This window comes from Flavobacterium erigeronis (genome assembly GCF_054075165.1).
In genome coordinates this window covers 81,746-103,900 of the sequence record NZ_JBSKGP010000008.1, presented here as the reverse complement: position 1 = coordinate 103,900, position 22,155 = coordinate 81,746, and the positions used below count along the sequence as shown (strand labels likewise).

The 22,155-nt window shown below is 36.1% G+C and carries 10 protein-coding genes; all 10 read left to right on the top strand.

What is annotated here, in order from left to right:
• Positions 1 to 31: 31 nt before the first annotated feature.
• Positions 32 to 3,421 carry a glycosyl hydrolase gene (locus tag ACWA1F_RS16275; RefSeq protein ID WP_456895083.1) on the top strand — a complete coding sequence of 1,130 codons (3,390 nt, stop codon included), beginning with the start codon at positions 32 to 34 and terminating at the stop codon, positions 3,419 to 3,421.
• Between the two features lie 85 nt (positions 3,422 to 3,506).
• On the top strand, positions 3,507 to 4,931 hold the full coding sequence (locus tag ACWA1F_RS16270; RefSeq protein WP_456895081.1) for a sialate O-acetylesterase: 1,425 nt from the start codon (positions 3,507 to 3,509) through the stop codon (positions 4,929 to 4,931).
• Between the two features lie 212 nt (positions 4,932 to 5,143).
• Positions 5,144 to 7,477 (top strand): DUF5703 domain-containing protein, encoded by a 2,334-nt coding sequence (locus ACWA1F_RS16265; protein WP_456895079.1) that lies wholly within the window; start codon positions 5,144 to 5,146, stop codon positions 7,475 to 7,477.
• A complete protein-coding gene (locus ACWA1F_RS16260) occupies positions 7,474 to 9,924 on the top strand; it encodes a pectate lyase family protein (RefSeq protein ID WP_456895077.1) in 2,451 nt (816 codons plus the stop codon). The genes ACWA1F_RS16265 and ACWA1F_RS16260 overlap by 4 nt, the downstream gene beginning before the upstream one ends.
• Before the next feature lie 160 nt (positions 9,925 to 10,084).
• Positions 10,085 to 12,106 (top strand): aceric acid hydrolase, encoded by a 2,022-nt coding sequence (locus ACWA1F_RS16255; RefSeq protein WP_456895075.1) that lies wholly within the window; start codon positions 10,085 to 10,087, stop codon positions 12,104 to 12,106.
• Between the two features lie 314 nt (positions 12,107 to 12,420).
• Entirely contained in the window at positions 12,421 to 13,404 is a 984-nt protein-coding gene (locus ACWA1F_RS16250; RefSeq protein WP_456895073.1) for a pectinesterase family protein, read from the top strand.
• Positions 13,405 to 14,145: 741 nt separating this feature from the next.
• Positions 14,146 to 17,490, top strand: coding sequence for a SusC/RagA family TonB-linked outer membrane protein (locus tag ACWA1F_RS16245; protein WP_456895071.1), 3,345 nt, complete (start codon positions 14,146 to 14,148; stop codon positions 17,488 to 17,490).
• A gap of 19 nt (positions 17,491 to 17,509) precedes the next feature.
• Complete coding sequence (locus tag ACWA1F_RS16240; RefSeq protein ID WP_456895069.1) at positions 17,510 to 19,504, top strand: RagB/SusD family nutrient uptake outer membrane protein; 1,995 nt, start codon at positions 17,510 to 17,512, stop codon at positions 19,502 to 19,504.
• Between the two features lie 100 nt (positions 19,505 to 19,604).
• The gene (locus tag ACWA1F_RS16235; protein WP_456895067.1) at positions 19,605 to 21,320 is read left to right on the top strand and encodes a polysaccharide lyase; all 1,716 of its coding nucleotides are present in this window, start codon (positions 19,605 to 19,607) and stop codon (positions 21,318 to 21,320) included.
• A 114-nt stretch (positions 21,321 to 21,434) separates the two neighbouring features.
• A complete protein-coding gene (locus tag ACWA1F_RS16230; protein WP_456895065.1) occupies positions 21,435 to 22,118 on the top strand; it encodes a DUF3826 domain-containing protein in 684 nt (227 codons plus the stop codon).
• Positions 22,119 to 22,155: the final 37 nt, after the last annotated feature.

Sequence of the window (22,155 nt, the reverse complement as noted above, 5' to 3'; positions counted from 1 at the left end):
TCGTTCCTCGCAATGACAAAACAACATAAAAATGCCCAACAAAAAACACCTCTTTTTTATCCTCCTATTCGCAAGCTTCGTCTCTGCGCAGGAAGTCCATAAAAAAGAAAACTCTTTTCAGCCAACATTAGAATCCTCCAAAACCTGGGTGTATTGGTATTGGATGAAATCGGCCTATTCTAAAGCGGGAATCACAGCCGATTTAGAAGCCATGAAACAAAACGGAATTGCTGGTGCGTATTTAATGACTATAAAAGGCCCAGCCAATCCGCCATTGATTGATCCGCCAGTTTTACAGCTGAGTCCAGAGTTTTGGGATATGATTCACTGGGCATTTCAAGAAGCTGGTCGTTTAGGATTGAAGCTCGCTTTTCACGGAGCAGACGGATTTGCCGTTGCAGGCGGTCCGTGGATTACACCAGAAATGTCGATGCAGAAAGTAGTCTGGTCAACGACTGAAATTGTAGGTGGAAAAAAAATAGTTTCAAAACTGCCAGTTCCAGAACATTATAAAGACTATTATAAAGACATTGCGGTTTTTGCAATTCCAATAAAAGAATACGAAACTACCTCGCATAATCCATTACCAAAAGTAACGACCTCCAATAATACCGATGCTTCGTTTTTGGCAGATCCTAAAAAAGACGAAAATTTCAAATTTGCCGATGCAGGATGGATTCAATACGAATTTGAAAAGCCATTTACCTGCAAATCCATTGTAATTGAAACTAAAGGAAGAGATTATCAGGCACAGCGTTTAATCGTTGAAGTGAGTGACGACGGCGTTCATTTTAAATTCCACGAAAGACTGATTGCACCGCGACACGGCTGGCAGGACATGGATTTTCCGAATACCCATACCGTTAAGCCTGTTACCGCAAAATATTTCCGATTTGTTTACGATCCGAAAGGAACAGAACCAGGTGCTGAAGATTTGGATTTTGCAAAATGGAAACAGAATTTGAAAGTGAGTAAAATTACACTTTCAAATCAGTCTTTAATTAATAATTACGAAGGAAAATCGGGGGCAATCTGGCGTTTGACTCCACAGACTACTGAAAAAGAAATTCCAAATTCTGATGCATTTAAAAAATCAGAAATTATAAATATATCCGGCTTTGTGGATGCTGACGGAAATCTAAACTGGAAAGCGCCAAAAGGAAAATGGAAAATCATCCGAATGGGACACACTTCTACAGGTCATGAAAATGCAACGGGTGGAGCAGGAAAAGGTTTGGAAGTAGACAAATTTAATCCCGAATTAATTCGTTTTCAATTGGATCATTGGTTTGGAGAAGCCGTTCGTTCTGCGGGTCCAGAACTGGCTTCAAAAGTGCTGGAAATCCTGCATTTTGATAGTTGGGAATGCGGAAGCCAAAACTGGTCTTCGGTTTTTAGAGATGAATTCAAAAAAAGACGTGGTTATGATTTGGTAGAATATCTGCCGGTTATGGCGGGAATTCCGATTGAAAGCGCTGACTTTTCAGAGAAAATTTTATATGATGTACGTAAAACTATTGCCGATTTGGTTGCCGATAATTTCTACGCAACGATAGCGCAAATTGCAAAAGAATACAACGTAAAATTAAGTTCTGAAAACGTGGCGCCAACCATGATGAGCGATGCTTTATTGCATTATAAATATGTCGATTATCCGGGCGGTGAATTTTGGCTGAAAAGTCCAACGCACGACAAACCTTTTGATATGGTCGATGCCATTTCGGGCGGACATATTTACGGAAAAGACATTATTCAGGCAGAATCTTTTACGGCTTTGAGAATGGATTGGGATGAACATCCCGGAAACTTGAAAACTACGGCAGACCGCAATTATGCTTTAGGAATCAACCGATTATTTTTCCATGTTTTTGTGCATAACCCTTGGACGGACAGAAAACCAGGAATGACTCTGGACGATATCGGAACTTTTTTTCAAAGAGACCAAACTTGGTGGAAACCCGGACAAGCATGGTTTGATTATTGTCAGCGCGTTCAGTTTCAATTGCAAAAAGGAAAACCAGTAATTGATCTGGCGATTTTTATTGGTGAAGATTTTCCTTCTCGCTCTTTTGTACCGGATCGTTTGGTGCCTTTTATTCCGAATGTGTTTGGAAAAGAAAGATTAGAGAGCGAGAAAATCCGTTTGGAAAATGAAGGTCAGCCGACAGCCAAAATGCCAAAAGAAGTAACGTATTCGAAAAATATCACCGATTTATCGCAATGGATTAATCCGTTAAACGGTTATCAATACGATTCTTTTAATGCTGATGTTTTAATTAATAGAGCAAAAGTTATAAACGGAAAAGTAACTTTTGAAAATGGAATCGAATATGGTGCTTTATTGTTTCCAGGAAGTCATAAAATGGCGCCAAATAAGATTTTATCTTTGGCTTCCGCCGAAAAAATCCTGCAGTTGCTAAAAGATGGCGCAACGATTTTTGTAGAGTATAAACCAACGATTCAGCCGGGAATTCAATCCGAAGAAAATCAAAAGAAATGGCAAAATGTAATTAATGAAATCTGGAATAATGCTAATTCAAGTTCATGGAAAATTGGAAAAGGAACAGTTGTAAAATTACCTTATTTAGGAAATGATTTTGCTTCCATCGGAATTGCACAAGACGTTTATTTTCCGAATTTAAACAGAGCCGATTCAGAAACGATTGCTTGGGCTCATAGAAAAGCAGAAAATGAAGAAGTTTATTTTCTTTCAAATCAAAAATCAGAAAAAAGAACGTTTGAAGCTTCTTTCAGAATTGCAGGAAAAGTTCCACAATGGTACAATCCAGTTACGGATAGAACTTCGGCTTTAGCCAATTGGAAAATAGAAAATGAGAGAACAATTGTTTCAGTGACTTTAGAAGCTAACGAATCTGGTTTTGTGATTTTTAAAGAAGAATCAAAAGAAGTTTTAGCGAAAGCAAAAGCTGCTGAATTTGAAAAAATTCAAGTTTTAGACGAAAATTGGGAATTGCAATTTGATCCAGAATTTAAAGGTCCGAAAGAAGTAATAAAAACTAATAAACTTTTTGATTGGAGTACTTCTGCAAACGATCAGATTAAGTATTATTCTGGAACTGTGGTTTATAAAAAAGAGTTTATCTGGAAAGGAAAAGATACTGATAAGATCTGGCTGGATTTAGGTGAAGTTGCTAATATCGCCGAAGTTTTCATCAACGGAAAAGATTGTGGAACGCTTTGGACTTTTCCATTTAAAACAGACATTTCAAAGGTATTACAAAAAGGAAAAAATACAATTGTAATAAAAGTTACCAATACGTGGGCAAACCGCTTAATTGGTGATCAAAAATTGCCAAAGGAAGAAAGATTAACGTGGACAACAGCAGCATTTAGATTGGAAGGTAATCCGTTGTTGAAAGCTGGATTGTTGGGACCAGTAAGTATTGTAAAAGAAAAATAATTTTTTTCGCCACGAATTCACGAATTAATCTCAAATCAGATTTTAAAAAATTCGTGAATTCGTGGCTAATAAAACACAAATAAAAATGAAAAAATCAATCATTGCAATTTTAACGGTTTTTCTAAGCCTTCAAATCAATGCAAAAATCAAACTGCCTGCATTGTTTTCGGACAATATGATGTTACAGCAAAAATCAAATGCACCAATTTGGGGCTGGGCAGAAAACAATGCCAATGTTACAATCAAAACATCATGGGATTCTAAAATTTATAAAACTAAAGCCGATGCTTCTGGAAAATGGAAAAACCAATTGCAAACGCCAACCGCAGGCGGACCTTTTACAATTGAAGTAAATGAAGGAACAGAAAAAGTAACCATCAAAAATATTTTAATCGGCGAAGTCTGGCTTTGTTCAGGACAATCCAATATGGAAATGCCTTTGAAAGGATTTCAAGGACAGCCAGTTAAAAACGGAAACGAAATCATTGTAAGATCAGCCAATAAAAACATTCGTTTAATTACTGTTCCGCGTGCGACGGTTTTAGAACCAAAAGAAGATTTTGAAGGAAAATGGGAAGAAGCTTCTCCAAAATCAACTTCCAATTTTAGTGCAACGGCTTGGTATTTCGGATCGCTTTTGCAGGAAGTTTTAAATGTTCCCGTGGGGTTGATTCATGTTTCGTACGGCGGTTCAAGCATGGAAGCATGGATGAACAAGGAAATGCTGAAAGATTTCGCTAGTGCTAAAATTCCGACTACAAAAGAAGAATTGGTAAAAGATCCAAATCGTGTTCCAACGACTTTGTTTAACGGAATGCTTTCGCCAGTAATTGGTTACGGAATCAAAGGCTGTATATGGTATCAGGGCGAATCGAATTATGAAAGAGCAAATGAATATACCGCTTTGATGAAGAAAATGGTAAGCAGTTGGAGAAAGATGTGGAATCAAGGCGATTTTCCATTTTATTTTGCTCAGATTGCACCGTTTAATTATGCTTCATTTCATCCAAAAGATTATTTAGAGAAATACAATTCGGCTTATTTGAGAGAAGCGCAGTTTAAAGCTTCGAAGGAAATTTCGAATTCGGCAATGGCGGTTTTAATGGACGTTGGAGAGGAGAATAATATTCATCCAATGGACAAAGAAAAGGGCGGGAATAGATTGGCTTTTCAGGCTTTGGCACGAACGTACGGAATTGAAGGTTTCGAATTTGAAAGTCCGAAATACAAATCTATGGAGATAAAAGATGGCGCTGTAACGGTTTCTTTTGATGATGTGGCGAACGGAATTACGTCTTATGACAAGGAAGTTTTAGGTTTTGAAATTGCAGGCGAAGACAAAGTTTTTTATCCTGCCAAAACGGTTGTGAGAAGAAAATCAGTGGTTTTGACCTCAGATAAAGTTAAAAAGCCAGTTGCAATTAGATATCTATGGAAAGATTTCGCGAAAGCGGAATTATTCAGTGCAGGCGGTCTGCCGGTTTCTTCGTTTAGAACGGATGAATGGTAGGTCTTTTTTTAAACCATGTAAGTTATATAAGACAATTTAAGCTTTGTGTTTGGATTGTGTTTTAAGGAAATGTAAGTCAAAATTTAAAGCTTCGCTTAAATTTATCTTTTATGTTCTTTTTTAAACCTTACAAGTTTCAATTTTAGGTAGCAACTTAAATTATCTTATATAACTTATATGGTTTAAAAACAGTATTCTATATAAAAATTAGTATGTTGAAAAATTTAATATTTCTATTTTCTCTTTTTACCACGCTTTGTCTTAAAGCGCAAATTCCTGTACTCGATACTTACAATCAGGTTTGGACAACGCAAAGCCAGAATTCGTCAGAATCTATGCCTTTGGGAGGTGGTGATATCGGTATGAATGTCTGGGTAGAGAAAGGCGATTTGTATTTTTATTTTTCACGAAGTGGGACTTTTGATGAACATAATACTTTATTGAAATTAGGTCGTGTAAAAATTACTTTAAGTCCAAATCCGTTTGAAGGGAAAGACGGTTTTCGTCAGGAATTGAAACTCAGAGACGGCTACGTTTTGGTTGGGCAGAATGATACCAAAATCAAACTTTGGGTAGATGTTTTTAAACCGATTATTCATGTTGATTTAGAAAGTAAAAATCCGTTGAAAATGACGGCTTCTTATGAAAGCTGGCGTTATCAGAATCATCAATCAAAAGGAAAAGAAAACAATGCCAATTCTTATAAATGGGCGACTCAGGGCGATCTATTTATTTTTAAAGATTCGATTGCTTTTGAAAATAACGGACTTAAATTTTATCATAGAAATCGTGAACAGACCGTTTTTGATGTTGCCGTAAAACAGCAGAAAATGGAATCGGTTAAAGACGAAATGATGAACCCGATTGCCAATCTGACTTTCGGCGGGTTCATAAAAGGCGATAACTTAAAACCAGACGGAACCTATCTAGGAAAATATCAGGACACCGATTTCAAAGGTTTTAATTTAACAAGTGTAAAACCTTCGAGAAAACATTCATTAGAAATTTATTTAAACACCGCTCAAACTGACTTTTCGACTTGGAATAATGGACTGAAAAGTTTGATTAATGCAAATAAAAACACAACGAAACAAGCAGAAAAAAACACCATAAAATGGTGGAATAATTTCTGGAACCGCAGTTTTATTTTTACGCAGAAAAACCAATCGGCCGCTAAAGATTCGGTTTATCAGATTGGACAGAATTATCAGTTGTTTCGATACATGTTGGGATGCAATGCGTACGGAAAATATCCAACGAAATTCAATGGCGGACTTTTTACGGTTGATCCTGTTTACACGAATAAGGATCTGAATTTCACACCCGATTTTAGAAATTGGGGCGGAGGAACGATGACGGCTCAAAACCAGCGATTGGTTTATTTTCCGATGGTAAAAAGCGGTGATTTTGATATGATGAAATCGCAATTGAATTATTATTTAACGATTCAGAAAAATGCCGAATTACGCAGTAAAGTGTATTGGAAACACAACGGCGCTTCTTTCACAGAACAATTAGAAAACTTTGGACTTCCGAATCCTGCTGAATACGAATGGAAACGTCCAGCTGATTACGATCCAGGAATGGAATATAACGCTTGGTTGGAATACGAATGGGACACGGTTTTTGAATTCTGCCAAATGATGCTTCAGCAAAAAGAATATGCTAAAGAAGACATTCAGAAATACAATCAGTTTATTATTAGCTGTCTTCGTTTTTTCGATGAACATTATCAATATTTAGCGAAACAAAGAGGCAGAAAAGCTTTGGACGGAAACGGAAAATTAATTCTTTATCCGGGTTCGGGGGCTGAAACCTATAAGATGACGAATAATTCAAACAGTACGATTTCGGCTTTGCAAGTAATTACGGAACAGCTTTTAAACCTTTCGCAGAAAGAATTATCAAAAGAAGAAGTCGATTATCTAAAAGCATTTCAAAACAGAATTCCGCCTTTAAATTTTGGTCAGATTGAGAATCATAAAGTTTTAGTTCCTGCTAAAACTTGGGAACGAGTAAATAATACAGAGGTTCCGCAATTGTATCCTGTTTATCCATGGGGAATTTACGGCGTCGGAAAACCAGATTTAGAAATGGCTTTAAATACATGGAAATACGATCCAGATGCTTTAAAATTTAGAAGTCATGTGGGTTGGAAACAAGACAATATTTTCTCAGCAAGATTAGGTTTGACCGAAGAAGCCAAAAAATACAATCTGCTGAAAATGGCGAATTCAGAAAGAAGATTCCCAGCATTTTGGGGACCGGGATTTGACTGGGTTCCAGATCATAATTGGGGAGGCTCGGGAATGATAGGCATGCAGGAAATGTTATTGCAGGAAGCAGACGGGAAAATCTATCTTTTTCCGGCATGGCCAAAAGATTGGAATGTTCATTTTAAATTACATGCCAAACAAAACACTACTATTGAAGCTGAGCTCATTAACGGAGAATTAAAGGTTTTAAAAGTGATTCCAGAAGAAAGAAAAAAAGACATTATAAACCTGATTGGAAAATCAGAAACAGAAAAAACTAACTTGAAATGATTAAAAAATTAATAAGTTCATTTGCTTTAACCACGCTTTTAGCAGTAAATGGACAGGCACAAAATGCCGACAAACAGATTGTAAAAGTCGATTTTGACTTTTTCCAAAGAAGATTAGAAGAAGTTCATGATCCAAGTTATGAAGCTTGGGTAATCAATGAAAACAAAGAAGACCAGAAGACTTTTAACGGAGTAACTTTTCAATTAAAAGGAAACTTCAGTTCAAAATGGTACAAGGTTGGAATGAGCGCACCATTTTATAATAAATTAGGAAGCGATGGATTGATTACGGCTGAAAAATTACAATTAAAAATCAGTGGTTTAACGGCAGGAAAGCATACGCTTTTGACGTTTCATAATGCGTTTGATATCATTACAGGAAAAACTTTTTCTCCGATAAAAATCTTCGTCAACGGTAAACTTCAAGAAACGGTAAATGCCAGTCAGCGAGCGAATGCGAAAGTTGATGCTTCAATGGCTTATATCACTTTCAATGCCGAAAAAGGAAAGGATGTGATTGTTCGTTTTGAAATTGATGCGACAAACAATCCTGATATTGTAAAACAAATCGTGATTAACGGTTTTGAATTGGATACGCCAAACTTGATGAATCAGGCTCGTTCTCCAGAACCAAAAAACAGAGACGAGCATGTTGAAGTAACCAAAAATGTGATTTTAAAATGGGAGGCTTCAAAAAATGGTTCAGCTCATAAATTATATTTTGGTTTGGATAAAGACGCTGTTGCCAATGCAACCGAATCTTCTAAAGAATTTAAAGGAAAATTAGTAGATAATAATTATTCAGTTTCTGATTTGTACAGCGGTTCAACCTATTATTGGAGAGTGGATGAAGTGGATAATAAGGGTCAGGAAACTTTAGGAAATATATGGTCGTTTAAACCTGCTCAACTGGCTTTTCCGGGAGCGGAAGGTTACGGGCGTTATGCGGTAGGAGGACGTGGCGGAAAAGTTATCGAAGTAACGAATTTAAATGATGACGGTCCGGGAAGTTTGCGCGACGCGGTGAATCAGGAAATCGGGCCAAGAACGATTGTTTTTAATGTTTCGGGAAATATTAAACTGGCTTCAAGATTGGTTGTCAATCAGCCTTATATTACGATTGCAGGACAAACGGCTCCAGGCGAAGGAATCACGGTAACCAGAGCTCCAATTGGTCTGACAGGAAATGACGGTGTGATCCGCTTTTTGAAAGTGAGAATCGGAGGAGGGAAAACGTTTGACGGCATGGGATTAACTGGTGCCGATTACAGTATTATCGATCATTGTTCGATTAGCTGGACGATTGATGAATCGTTTAGTTCGCGTGGTGCGCATCATATTACGTTGCAGCGAACTTTAATTTCCGAGGCTTTAAATGTGGCAGGACACGATAAATACGAAGCTGGAAAAATGCATGGATATGCGGCTACAATTGGCGGAGATATCGGAAGTTTTCACCATAATTTATTAGCGCACAACCAAGGCCGTAACTGGAGTATTGGAGGTGGTTTAAGCGGTGACGGATTTTATACAGGAAGACTTGATATTAGAAATAATGTCGTGTACAACTGGGGAAAACGTGCAACAGATGGCGGCGCCAATGAAGTAAATTTCGTTAATAACTATTACAAACCAGGCGCTTCAACTGGAATTTTTGTTGCTTTGAATGCACAGCACGAAGGTGTTGGAAAAGGAATGCAACGCTATTTCTTTGACGGAAACGTTATGCCGGGTTATTTCGACGAAAAAACGCAGGATAAAGGAAGAAAAATGACGATTACCAATAAAGAAATGGTAGAATACGAAACGTTTGTAAATAAGCCATTTTTTGATTCTTTCGTGCAAACGCAATCGGCAAATGGAGCTTATAAAAATGTTCTTTCGGATGTTGGAGCAAATCAGCCGTTTTTTGACAAACACGATAACCGAATTATTGAGGAAACTAAAAAAGGAACTTTTACTTATAAAGGCAGTAAAAGCGGTTTAGGCGGAATGATTGACAATGAAGCAGATGCGGGAGGATGGCCTAATTTTCCGTCAGAAACTCGTCCGACAGATTGGGATACGGATCATGACGGACTACCAAACTGGTGGGAAAAAGCTTTTGGTTTAAATGAAAATTCACCAGCAGGAGATTTCTCAGATGCGAATTCTGATACCGATAAAGACGGATTTACGCAATTGGATAATTATTTAGATTGGTTGGCGCAGCCTCATTATTTTATCAATTTAAAAGATAAAAAAGTTTTAGCTGTTGCAGATTTTTTTAAAGGTTATGACAACAAACCAGTCTACACTTTCTCTGAAGTTAAAAACGGAAAAGTGAGTTTAAAAGGAAAGGAAATTCAGTTCACTGCTTCAGATAAAGGATTTGCGTCGTTTGTCATTATTGTAAAAGATGCAGATGGAGATTCTATGAGCCGAACGATCAATTTCTTTGTAAAATAATTTTAACCATATAAGTTATGTAAGAAAATTTAAGTTGGCTCGAATTTAATTTTTTAAGTTTAAAAAAGTGGCTTGAATGAACTTATATCACTTATATGGTTTCAAAAAAGTTTAGTTTAAATGAACTTATATAGCTTATAAGGTTCAAAAAAAATACAAAATGAAAAATTTATTAAATGTTTCCCTTAGCTTGTTTTTTGTTAGTGCTGGTGTAGTGGCGCAAAATAAGGGTTTGGTAGCAAATTCACAAAGTCCGTATTCGAAATTGCAAAGCGTTGGACTTCAAGACGTAAAATGGACTAACGGATTTTGGAAAGAACAATTTGATGTGGAGACCAAAAATACGCTTCCGTACATGTGGGATTTGTACCATAGTGAGACTTCACACGCTTACAAAAACTTCGAAATTGCTGCAGGATTAAGCAAAGGCACTTTTAAAGGGCCTTCTTTTCATGATGGTGATTTCTACAAGATTTTTGAAGGAATGGCAGCAACATACGCCATTACAAAAGACAAAAAACTCGATGCTGAAATGGATAAGGCGATTGCGCTTTTCGCGAAAGTACAGCGCAAAGACGGTTATATTCACACGCCCGTTTTAATTGATGAACGCTGGGGAACTTTAGGTCCAGAAGAAGTGAAAAAACAATTGGGTTTTGAGAAATACAATATGGGACATTTAATGACTGCAGCTTGTATTCATTATCGTGCGACTGGGAAAGATAATTTTCTTATTATCGCCAAAGGTGTTGCCGATTTCTTATATGATTTCTACAAAAAAGCTTCGCCTGAATTAGCGCGAAATGCCATTTGTCCGTCACATTATATGGGAATTGTCGAAATGTATCGTACAACCAAAAATCCTAAGTATCTGGAATTAGCCAATAATTTGATCGACATTAAAGGAACAACAAGTGACGGAACTGATGATAATCAGGACAGAGTTCCATTTAGACAGCAGACTACGGCGATGGGACACGCTGTAAGAGCGAATTATTTATACGCAGGAGTGGCCGATTTATATGCTGAAACCGGAGAAAAGAAATTGCTAGATAATTTAGAATCAATTTGGGATGATGTAACCTATCGTAAAATGTACATTACTGGAGGCTGTGGTTCGTTGTATGACGGCGTTTCGCCAGACGGAACTTCCTATGACCCGACTGTGGTGCAGAAGATTCATCAGGCTTACGGAAGACCTTTTCAATTGCCAAATGCAACGGCTCACACGGAAACTTGTGCCAATATTGGAAATGTATTATGGAACTGGAGAATGCTTCAGATTACTGGAGATGCCAAATATGCGGATATTGTGGAATTAGCACTTTATAACAGCGTACTTTCTGGAATGGATTTAGAAGGAGAAAAATTCCTTTACAACAATCCGCTGAATGTTTCTTTAGATCTGCCTTTTCACCAAAGATGGGGAAATGTGCGTGAAGGTTATATTGCTTTGTCAAATTGTTGTGCACCAAACGTAACGAGAACAATTGCAGAAGTTGGAAATTACGCTTACAATCTTTCGAAAGAAGGTTTGTATGTGAATTTATATGGAAGTAACACTTTGAATACAAAATCGTTAAACGGAGAAGCTTTAGAAATCGAACAACAGACGAATTATCCGTGGGATGGAAAAATCACTTTAAAAATCGTAAAAGCACCAAAAGATTTACAGGCTTTCTTTTTAAGAATTCCAGGTTGGAGTCAGAATGCGGAAATTTCAGTTAATAATTCAAAAATTACGGATCAAATCGTTTCTGGAACTTATTTGAAATTAAATCAAAAATGGAAAAAAGGAGATGTAATTGAATTGAATCTTCCAATGCCAGTTGAGTTGATGGAAGCGAATCCGTTAGTGGAAGAAGTTAAAAATCAGGTTGCTGTAAAAAGAGGGCCTTTGGTATATTGTTTAGAATCAGATCAGTTGCCGGCGAAAACAAGCGTAAACGATGTGGCTTTAAAACTGAATTCGAAATTTACAACGAACAACTTTACTTTAAACAATAGAAATTTAGTGAGCATTGAGGCAGAAGCAGTAATTAATCCAAATAATTCTTGGAATAAGACTTTATACAAACCTCTTTCTTCTAAAGATGCTGTTTCTGTTCCTGTAAAATTGGTTCCCTATTTTGCATGGGGAAATAAAGGGCAAGGAGAAATGACGGTTTGGATGTCGCACTAGTTTGCTAGGACGCGGATTTTACGGATTCGCTATCGCGAAAACGCAGATTAAAACGGATTTTAATCATGTATTTTGTCATTTCGACGAAGGAGAAATCTTCGCAAGTAGCTCGGCAAAGATTTACCACAAAGATTGTCCTCCTGAGCGGAGTCGAAGGACACACAAGTAGCTCCTCACAGTGAATCGCTAATCTTTGTAGATATGCACTGCAGTCCGTCTACGCCATGTGTCAAACATTGTGGTTACGTTGGGCTAGAAGCACTGCGGTGCGTCTCTACAGATAAACTTTATCTAAAACCTTAAACTGAAAATTTATGAAATACATTCTAACTTTATTCTTAATAACACTTTCTCTATCAGCTCAAACGCTTGATAATAAATTAACTTTAACGGTTGCACAAGATGGCTCGGGAGATTTTAAAACGATTCAGGAAGCAGTAAATAATGTAAAAGACAATTCAGAAAAGCGTGTTGTAATTACGATAAAACCTGGAGTTTATAAAGAAAAGTTAGAAATTCCAGTTTCTAAAACATTCATTACTTTAAAAGGAACAGATAGAAACAAAACGATAATTTCATTTGATGATTATTCGGGGAAACCGCTTCGCGAGAAAGATCCGTCAGGAAAAACCGCTTTTGGAACGGGAACTTCGTATTCATTTCAAATTAAAGCGAACGATTGTACGCTAGAAAATCTTACGGTTGAAAATACAGCAGGCAGAGTAGGACAGGCGGTGGCGCTTCATATTAAAGGTGATAGAGTTATTGTGAAGAATTGCAATCTTTTAGGCAATCAGGATACACTTTATTTATCTGAAGAAAAAACACGCATTTATTTCGAAAACTGTTTCATCAACGGAACAACCGATTTTATTTTTGGAGCAGCTACGGCTTATTTTTACAAATGTACGATCGAAAGTCTAGTAAACTCTTATATTACTGCGGCTTCAACTCCGCAAGGACAGCCGTATGGATATGTTTTTGTCGATTGTAAGCTAACTGCCAAAGACAAAACGGTAGATCAAGTATTTTTAGGAAGACCTTGGAGGCCTTACGCTCAAACGGTTTTTATCAATACAGATATTGGTTCGCATATTATTCCTGAAGGTTGGAATGCATGGCCTGACACTCGTTTTCCTGATAAAGATAAAACGGCGTATTATGCAGAATTCGGAAGTAAAGGTTCCAGTGCGAAATATATTTCTCAAAGAGTTTCATGGTCGCACCAGTTAAAGAAAGAAGAGATTAAAAAATACGATAGAGATTTAGTTTTAAATGGATGGAATCCACAAAAATGACAATAACAACGATTTATTTAGTTGACGATTTGAGAGTTGCTGACTATTGTAAAACAATCAAGAGCATATATCTTTAAAACGAAATAAGTAAGCCCGCTAATCATAGGATTTAGCGGGCTTTTTTTATTTGTATTTTGAAATAAAAATTTTCAAAAAAAGCTATTTACAATTTGTTGGTCAGAATTTACGTTTAAAAATCTTATCTTTTATTAAAAAAATATTAAGGTTTTTTTTGGAGTGTCCTGCAGGTGTCCTGTTGGTCTTTTTGTAAGTTTTTTAACGTCAAAAAAATATACTCAGAGTATTTATCTCTATCGTTTTCGTAAAAAACGGTATTTTATAAGCTCTTATTTATCAGATGAGATAGTATTAAGTTTTGCAGAATATATACTATATGTTTATTTTTGATATAAATCTTATTGTTTTTTAGTCAAAATAGGTTTCTAAATTTTGTTTTAAGCAAACAATTGTCTTAAATATTTGGGTTCATTTATTTTTTCTATTCGTTTTTTATTAATATTGTTTTTTTTGACTGTTTTTTTTTGAAATAACATGATTAAAACAGGATAGAGCAGGACGGTTCTAATATGTCATCGTCATATTTTTGGAATATTAAAATAAATGTGTTTTAAACATTTAATAAAATTAATTTAAGATTCCATTAAGAAAAATTTTGTTAATAGATAGGCACATTAAACATGACTAACTAACAATTAATAACCTAACCAAAAAAAAACATTTATGAAACAAGCACTTATAAAAAGATGTAGCTTTCTTTTGTTTGCACTGATGAGTGTATTGAGTTATGCTCAAAACTCAGGTAATCAAGTTACGGTAACAGGAGCTGTTACTGATAATGTATCAGGCCTTCTTCCTGGTGTAAATGTAACTGAGAAATCTACAAAGAATACGGTTACAACAGATTTCAATGGTAAGTATCAAATTAAAGTAAAACCGGGAGCTACTTTAGTGTTTTCATTTATCGGAATGAAAAAATTAGAAATTCCAGTTAACGGACGTGCAATTGTAGATGCTAAATTATCTGAAGATTCTAATGTATTGGATGATATTGTAGTAGTTGCATACGGTTCTCAGAAAAAGAATAATGTTACTGGAGCTATTGTATCTTTAAAACCAGACGATATTCAAGATTTACCTGTGTCAAATTTAGCAGAATCTTTGAGAGGTTTAACTCCAGGTTTAAATGTTGAAGGTGGTGCTGGCCGTCCTGGAGATGGAGCAACACTTGCAATTCGTCAAACTTTTGGATTCTCAAAAGATGGTAATTCATCTATTCCATTGGTAGTTATTGATGATATGGTTCAAGTTGATCCTCAAAACGGTAAACCTACTTTAGAGACTTTTAACCAATTGGATCCTTCAGAAATTGAAAGTATGACTGTTTTAAAAGACGGTTCTGCGGCGATTTACGGATCTAGAGCTTCACAAGGAGCTATTATCGTAAAGACTAAAAGAGGAAAAGCTGGAAAACCAAAGTTTACTTATTATAGTCAATACTCTTTCAATGATGCGGTAAGTCATGGTAAAACTATGAGCGCTTATGAGCATGGAATTTGGAAAAACAGATTTTTAAATTCAAATTTAGATCCTGTTACTTCTAAATATTTTTCTCCTGCAGAGCTTGAGCAAATGAAAAGTCTGGATTATGACTGGCTTAAAAAAGCTTGGAAACCAGCTACACAACAAAGACAATCTCTTTCTGCAAGTGGAGGAACTGAAAAAGCTACTTATTTTGCAGGTATCACGTACTTTGATCAAGGTCCTAACTTAGGAGAGCAAGATTATAAAAAATGGAATTTCAGAACAGGAACTAATATCAAAATCTCTCAAGATTTAGAATTCTCTGCTTCCGTTTCTGCTATTACAACAGATGTTGTTAAATCATATACTAAATCTTCGGCAAACTTAAACGATAGCAGTTTTGGTTCTGCAGCTGGAGGTGAACAAGCAGATTATGCTTATTTATTGCACATGCCAAAGTATGTTCCTTGGGAAACTACAATAGGTGATCAAACGTATTGGATGTCTCCGTTTCCACGTTCAGATCGTAACTTAGGAAGTGCAAATGCGAATACAACTATTGCAGGATGGAACTATTTTGCAGCTCTAGATGCTGGAAAACAAACTGAAGAACAGTTTTCTTATAATGTGAATTTGTCTTTGGAGTATAAATTGCCATTTTTGAAAGGTTTGAGTGTTAAAGGAAGTTTTGCAAGAAGCCAGTCAAGCAGTTATACAGAGCAGTTTCAATTACCTTATGATTTACTAAGAATTGTGAATCATGAAAAACAAGATAATCACCTCTTAAATCCAAATTCAGAGTTTGCGAATGGTGGAAAACCAGAAACGAATATTCGTGGTTCAAGAGCTTACTATACAACAGATTTGGATAAATTGATGCAGGCTAACTTTTTTGCATCATACGCAAGAACGTTTGGCAATCATAATGTATCTGCAATGTTCGGTTATGAGCAATCAGAAGCTTGGAATAAGCGTGTTCGTTTAGCTTACGAAGGAACTTCAAAAGACTTTTTAGGAAATAGTACTACTGCTGGGCCTATTAGTACAAACTCTGAAGCTGTAAAAGTAGAGTCTGGAACACAATCTTACTTAGGACGTTTAAACTATAACTTTAAAGACAAATATCTTGTGGAGTTTATCTTTAGAAGTGATGCTTCTACTAAGTTTGCACCAGAAAATTATTGGGGCTTTTTCCCAGGTGCTCAATTAGGATGGGTAGTATCTAGAGAAGATTGGTTTACTGACAATGTTTCTTGGATCAATAATTTGAAATTACGCTACTCAATTGGTAAAACTGGTAAAGATAATATTGATTACTGGAGATGGTTACAATTTTACGAGCCGATTGCTGACAAAGGAGCACAATTTGGTGGAAATGGAGGTCTTTTAGGAGGAGGAATTACACCACGTCCAAATCCAAATCAAAATGTACACTGGGATAAAACAATCAAAAATAATATTGGTATTGATGTAGCTTTCCTTAAAAATAGATTATCACTTTCAGTAGATTACTACTATGATAAAACAACAGATGCCTTAATTGGATTGGCAGCAGAAGCAGGTACTCCGATTACAGTAGGAGGTGGTTTTGCAGAGGTTAATTATGCTGCGATAGATAGCTGGGGAACTGAATTTGCTATAAACTGGAATGATAAAATTAAAGAAAACTTTAGTTATAATGTTGGGATAAACTTCGCGTTTAATGATAATGAAGTGAAACAATACCCTACGCTTCCAAGACCAAATGCAAACATGAATGTAACAGAAGTCGGTTCTTCTACATTTTTCCCACAATGGGGATTCAAAACTTGGAAAGGCACTTCAACAGGAGATGGTATTTTAAGAACAGACGAGGATATTGCTAATTACTGGAATTATTTAACAGAAAGAGCTACAGCGGTAGGTGGAGTTCCAAATTACTTGACTATCAATAATGTAACTCAAATGAGAAAAGGAATGTTAGCTTATGAAGATACAGCGGGTGTTTATGATGCATCATCAAAAACTCAGGCTGGTGCTGATGGTAGAATTATGGCAAATGAAGATTATGTTAAACTAGCAAAAAACAACAGAACGTACGGTTTTACAAGTAATTTAGGATTCAAATACAAATCTGTTTATTTTAGAACACAGATTCAAACTTCTTGGGGAGGTTACAGATCTATTGACTTAGTAAAACAAGGTGTAGGATCTGCTCACAACGACTGGTCTCACGAATCTTTCTGGACAGATATGTATGATGCTACTGATAATCCTAATGGTAAATATCCTAATATGGCACAAGAAAGTGCTCTTGTACCATCAGATTTCTGGCAATTGGATACTTTTAGATGTGTAATTAGAAATATGACTTTCGGATTTGAACTTCCAAAAGAAGCAATGAAACAATTAAATATTCAAAAAGCTACTTTAGGTATTACAGGTAATAACCTTTGGGACTTATATAATCCTTATCCAAATCATTATAGAAATATGTATGATGATTCAGTTTCAAGATATCCAACTCTTAGAACTTGGTCACTTAATTTGAATGTATCATTCTAATTTTAATTAAAACACAATTATGAAAGCAAAATTTTGTACATATATAGCAATGACTCTTTTAATGATATTAGGAGTTTCATGCAGTGATGACTTTTTGGAAGACAAAAAGCAATATAAGTATTATGACGCAGAGTTCTTTAAAAGTGAAGAACGTGTAAATTGGTACGTAAATAACTTATATTTTGATTTTTACGATGCTTATAAAGCGCCTACAGCTACACTTGTTGGATCATTTACAACTACTCAAACTTCTTATACGGAAGAAGTAGGCGGTATCTCTGCAATGATTAATCCAAATATAACTTTGGAAAATGCCGCTGATGGATCAGGTTATTTTGGAAAAACATTAGTTGAAAACCCTTCTAATGATCCTTACAATAGAATTAGAGACATTAATGTGATGTTGGAAAGAATTGATGTTGACGGAGCTAATTTGCCTCAAACATTTCGTGATCAGATAAAAGGGCAAATGTATTATTTACGTGCTACTCAATATTTTGATTTAATGCGTACTTACGGTGGTGTTCCAATTGTTACAACAGTTCAGACTCCATCTAAAGATGATCCTTCAATCAAAATACCAAGGGCTACAGTAACGGAATTAGTGAACCAAATTACTGCCGATTTTGATCTAGCAGCAAGTTTATTGCCTGGCAAATGGCCAGCTAGTGATTATGGCCGTTTTACAAAAGGAGCAGCAATGGCTCAAAAAGCTCGTGTATTGTTAACGTATGCAAGTCCGTTATTCAATAAAAATTGGGATTCATCTACAGAGCGTTGGGATGCAGCTTTAGCAGCTGGATTAGCAGCAGAAACAGAATTAACTTCTCAAGGACACGGCTTATATGGAGCAACAGCAAGAGATTGGGAAAGAATGTTTTATGTTAATGATAATGCATTCATTTCAGAGGCAATTGTTGTTAAACTTTTAGCAAGCAGTACTACAGTTACTCCTTCTTTACAATCAAATAACTCTTGGGAAAGATCAATTCGTTTGACGAGCCAAGGTGGACAAGGAAGTGGTGGAGTTGATGCTCCAAAAAGTATGATTGACTTATTTCCTATGGCTAATGGAAAAAGACCAACTGCAGCTAATAGTTATGATCCGTTCTTATTTTTTAAAGATCGTGACCCACGTTTTTATAGAACATTTGGTTTCTCAGGAAGTTATTGGCCTTACAACAATAGTTTGGCGACAGCAGCAGTACCTACTGTTTGGGCATATCGTTGGAGTACAACTTCAACTGCTTTCGGTTTCAGTATGGGTAACGATGTAGCAAGTCCTGCTTTCATTCGTAAAATGTCAAGCCCTACTGTAAGTAATGCTTCAAACTTCCAGATTTCTGGAACAGATATTTTTGAATATCGTTTTGCAGAGTTAGTATTAAACATTGCAGAATGTTATGCTGCAAAAGGAGATATTGGAAATGCTACTACTTATTTAGGAAGAATTCGTAAACGTGTTGGAATTGCTGCTACAGATAATTACGGAATAGGTGCATTGGGAGACAAATACGCTGCCCTTGAAGCTTGTCTTTATGAGCGCAGAGTTGAGTTAGCTTATGAAGGAAAACGTTTTTGGGATATTCAAAGATGGATGCTTTACAGTGATGATGCTTCAATCAATGATCAGACAAATGCTAAACTTGGTATTCCAGTAATCAACGGAACTCAGCGTGTTGGAAACTATTTACATTATAAAAATGGAACTAGTGCTGCTAACACAGATCCTTTAGCTTCTCAACGTGCTTCTATTTCTGTTGATCCAGATGCTGCAAACTTCCAAACTCAAATTAATGCATTGGCGACTTTTTATACTAATAATTTTGAGTTACGTTCTCCTCCAACACCAATGGATCAAGTAGGTAACGTTGCAACTCCTATTTCTTGGAGATCAAATTATTACATTATGGGTCTTAATCAGACTGCTTTGGTTGCTAATCCATGGCTAACACAAACTGTTGGATGGAAAGATGGTAACGGAGCGGCTGGAACATACATTTACCAAGAATAAATTTTACCACTAAACAAAAAACATACAAAGCTTTTCACCTGTATTCGTCAAAAGATACAGGTGATTTGTTTAAAAAGAATTACCACAATTAAAAATTAACATGAAAAATTCCGCATTATTTATCGCATCATCGCTACTTTTTTTAGGAAGTGCAAAATGTTTTGCTCAATATCCTAAAATTAGTCCAGAAGTTCAGGCGCAGGAAAAAGCAATTAAAGAAGAAGCTCAAAGACTTTCAGACGAAGCTTGGCAGAAAGCTTTAGTTGTTATTGAAGAAGAAGCAAAACATGGAAAACCTTATATTCCGTGGGCAGCAAGACCAACCGATTTACCACAGGCAAGTATTCCTGCTTTTCCAGGAGCTGAAGGAGGAGGAATGTATTCTTTTGGAGGTCGTGGTGGAAATGTCTACACTGTAACAAGTCTTGAAGACCGCGGACCTGGATCTTTACGTGAAGCTTGCGAAAAAGGTGGAGCGAGAATAATAGTTTTTAATGTTGCGGGAATTATCAAATTAAAAAGCCCATTAATTATCCGTGCACCTTACGTTACAATTGCAGGACAAACTGCTCCTGGAGATGGAATTTGTGTGGCAGGAGAATCGATTTGGGTAGATACGCATGATGTAGTAATTAGACATATGCGTTTCCGTAGAGGAGAAACTTTTGTTGGAAGAAGAGATGATGCAATCGGAGGAAATCCAGTTGGAAACATCATCATTGACCACGTTTCTGCAACCTGGGGATTAGATGAAAACATGTCTTTTTACAGACATATGTATAATGATGGAACACCAAATTCTGCAGATAAAAAATTGCCAACTGTAAATGTTACGATTCAAAATAGTTTGTTTGCAGAAGGTTTAGATACTTATAACCACGCTTTTGGAAGTACCTTAGGAGGAGAAAATTGCTCATTCTTAAGAAATATGTGGTCTAGTAATACAGGTAGAAATCCATCAATTGGATGGAACGGAATTTTCAATTTCGTAAACAACGTTGTGTTTAACTGGGTAAATCGTTCTATTGATGGCGGAGATTATACAGCAAAATACAACATTATCAATAACTACTTTAAGCCAGGGCCAGCTACCAATAAAAATGAGCCAATCAGCTACCGAATCTTGAAACCAGAAGCAGGACGAAGCAAATTGGATTACATGGAGTTCGGAAGAGCTTATGTAAATGGAAACGTAGTTGAAGGAAACGAAAAAGTTTCTAAAGATAACTGGGATGGTGGAGTACAAATGGAAACTAAAAAAGGAGAATTAATGACTTTTGCAGAAGCATCAGTATATTTCCCGAAAATGAGAGTAAATGAGCCAATGCCAATGCCGTGGTTTGACAAAATTATGACGGCTCAGGAGACTTATGATTATGTTCTTAAAAATGCTGGAGCTACATTACCACTTAGAGATAAAGTTGACGAAAGAATCGTAAGAACGGTAAAAACTGGAGTTCCAGAATATGCAAAAGGTTTAGAGAAAAAGACTTTCTATCAATTCGAACACAGACGTCTTCCAATGGATTCTTATAAGCTAGGAATCATTACAGATATTTCTCAAGTTGGAGGATATCCTGAATACAAAGGAAAACCTTATGTAGATACAGACAAAGATGGTCTTCCAGATGCTTGGGAGAAAAAATATGGCTTGAATCCGAATGATCCATCTGATGCAAAAGGAGACTTAAACGGAGACGGATATTCTAATATCGAAGATTATATCAACGGTGTAAATCCAGCGATAAAAGTAAACTGGAAAGATTTAGCTAACAATAAAGAAACTTTGGTAAGACCTTTGTTAGATTTAAAATAAGAGTTTAGATAAAAAAAATTCTCGCAAAGACGCAAAGTCGCAAAGTTTTATTTTAAGACTTAAGAAAAATAGCTTATCGACTTAGCGCCTTTGCGAGATTAAAACATAAAGACGATGTTAATAAAAAAACTAAATATCAGCTTATTATCGTTTCTTTTCGCATTTTCGGCTTTAAATGCACAACAGCATGTAGATCCAGAATACGTTAAAGTTACCAACGAGAGAGCGGCTAAAATCGTTGTGAAATTAGACTTGAAAAACGAAGCTAAAGAAAAAGTTGTTTCAAATATAATCGCACAGCAGTTCAGAGATTTAACTGAAATTCATGATGGAAGAGATGCTGAAATCAAAAAAGTAAAAGAAGACACTTCGTTAGCTAAAGAAAAACAAAACGAAAAAATTGATAAGCTGAAAGCAAAAGCAGACGAATCAATTGAAAAACTGCATAAATCTTACATCAAAAAATTAAGTAAAGAATTATCAGAAGACAAAATCACAGAAGTAAAAGACGGAATGACTTATGGCGTGCTTCCAATCACGGTTGCAGGTTACAACGACATGCTTCCTAATTTAACTGCTGAGCAGAAAGACTATATCTACAAAGCTTTGGTTGAAGCTAGAGAACATGCCATGGACGCTGGCTCATCTAAAGAAAAACACGGCTGGTTTGGTAAATACAAAGGAAGAATCAACAACTATTTATCCAAACAAGGTTACGATCTAAATAAAGAAAGTAAAGACTGGCACGAGCGCGTTGAAGCAAGAGAGAAAGCGAAGAAAGAAGGCCAAAAAGAATAGTCCTTAGTCCTTAGATTTTAGTCCATAGTCAATTTTT

Coding starts and splice junctions, on each gene's coding strand:
- ACWA1F_RS16275 (WP_456895083.1), top strand. CDS start 32: ATGCCCAACAAAAAACACCTCTTTTTTATCCTCCTATTCGCAAGCTTC.
- ACWA1F_RS16270 (WP_456895081.1), top strand. CDS start 3,507: ATGAAAAAATCAATCATTGCAATTTTAACGGTTTTTCTAAGCCTTCAA.
- ACWA1F_RS16265 (WP_456895079.1), top strand. CDS start 5,144: ATGTTGAAAAATTTAATATTTCTATTTTCTCTTTTTACCACGCTTTGT.
- ACWA1F_RS16260 (WP_456895077.1), top strand. CDS start 7,474: ATGATTAAAAAATTAATAAGTTCATTTGCTTTAACCACGCTTTTAGCA.
- ACWA1F_RS16255 (WP_456895075.1), top strand. CDS start 10,085: ATGAAAAATTTATTAAATGTTTCCCTTAGCTTGTTTTTTGTTAGTGCT.
- ACWA1F_RS16250 (WP_456895073.1), top strand. CDS start 12,421: ATGAAATACATTCTAACTTTATTCTTAATAACACTTTCTCTATCAGCT.
- ACWA1F_RS16245 (WP_456895071.1), top strand. CDS start 14,146: ATGAAACAAGCACTTATAAAAAGATGTAGCTTTCTTTTGTTTGCACTG.
- ACWA1F_RS16240 (WP_456895069.1), top strand. CDS start 17,510: ATGAAAGCAAAATTTTGTACATATATAGCAATGACTCTTTTAATGATA.
- ACWA1F_RS16235 (WP_456895067.1), top strand. CDS start 19,605: ATGAAAAATTCCGCATTATTTATCGCATCATCGCTACTTTTTTTAGGA.
- ACWA1F_RS16230 (WP_456895065.1), top strand. CDS start 21,435: ATGTTAATAAAAAAACTAAATATCAGCTTATTATCGTTTCTTTTCGCA.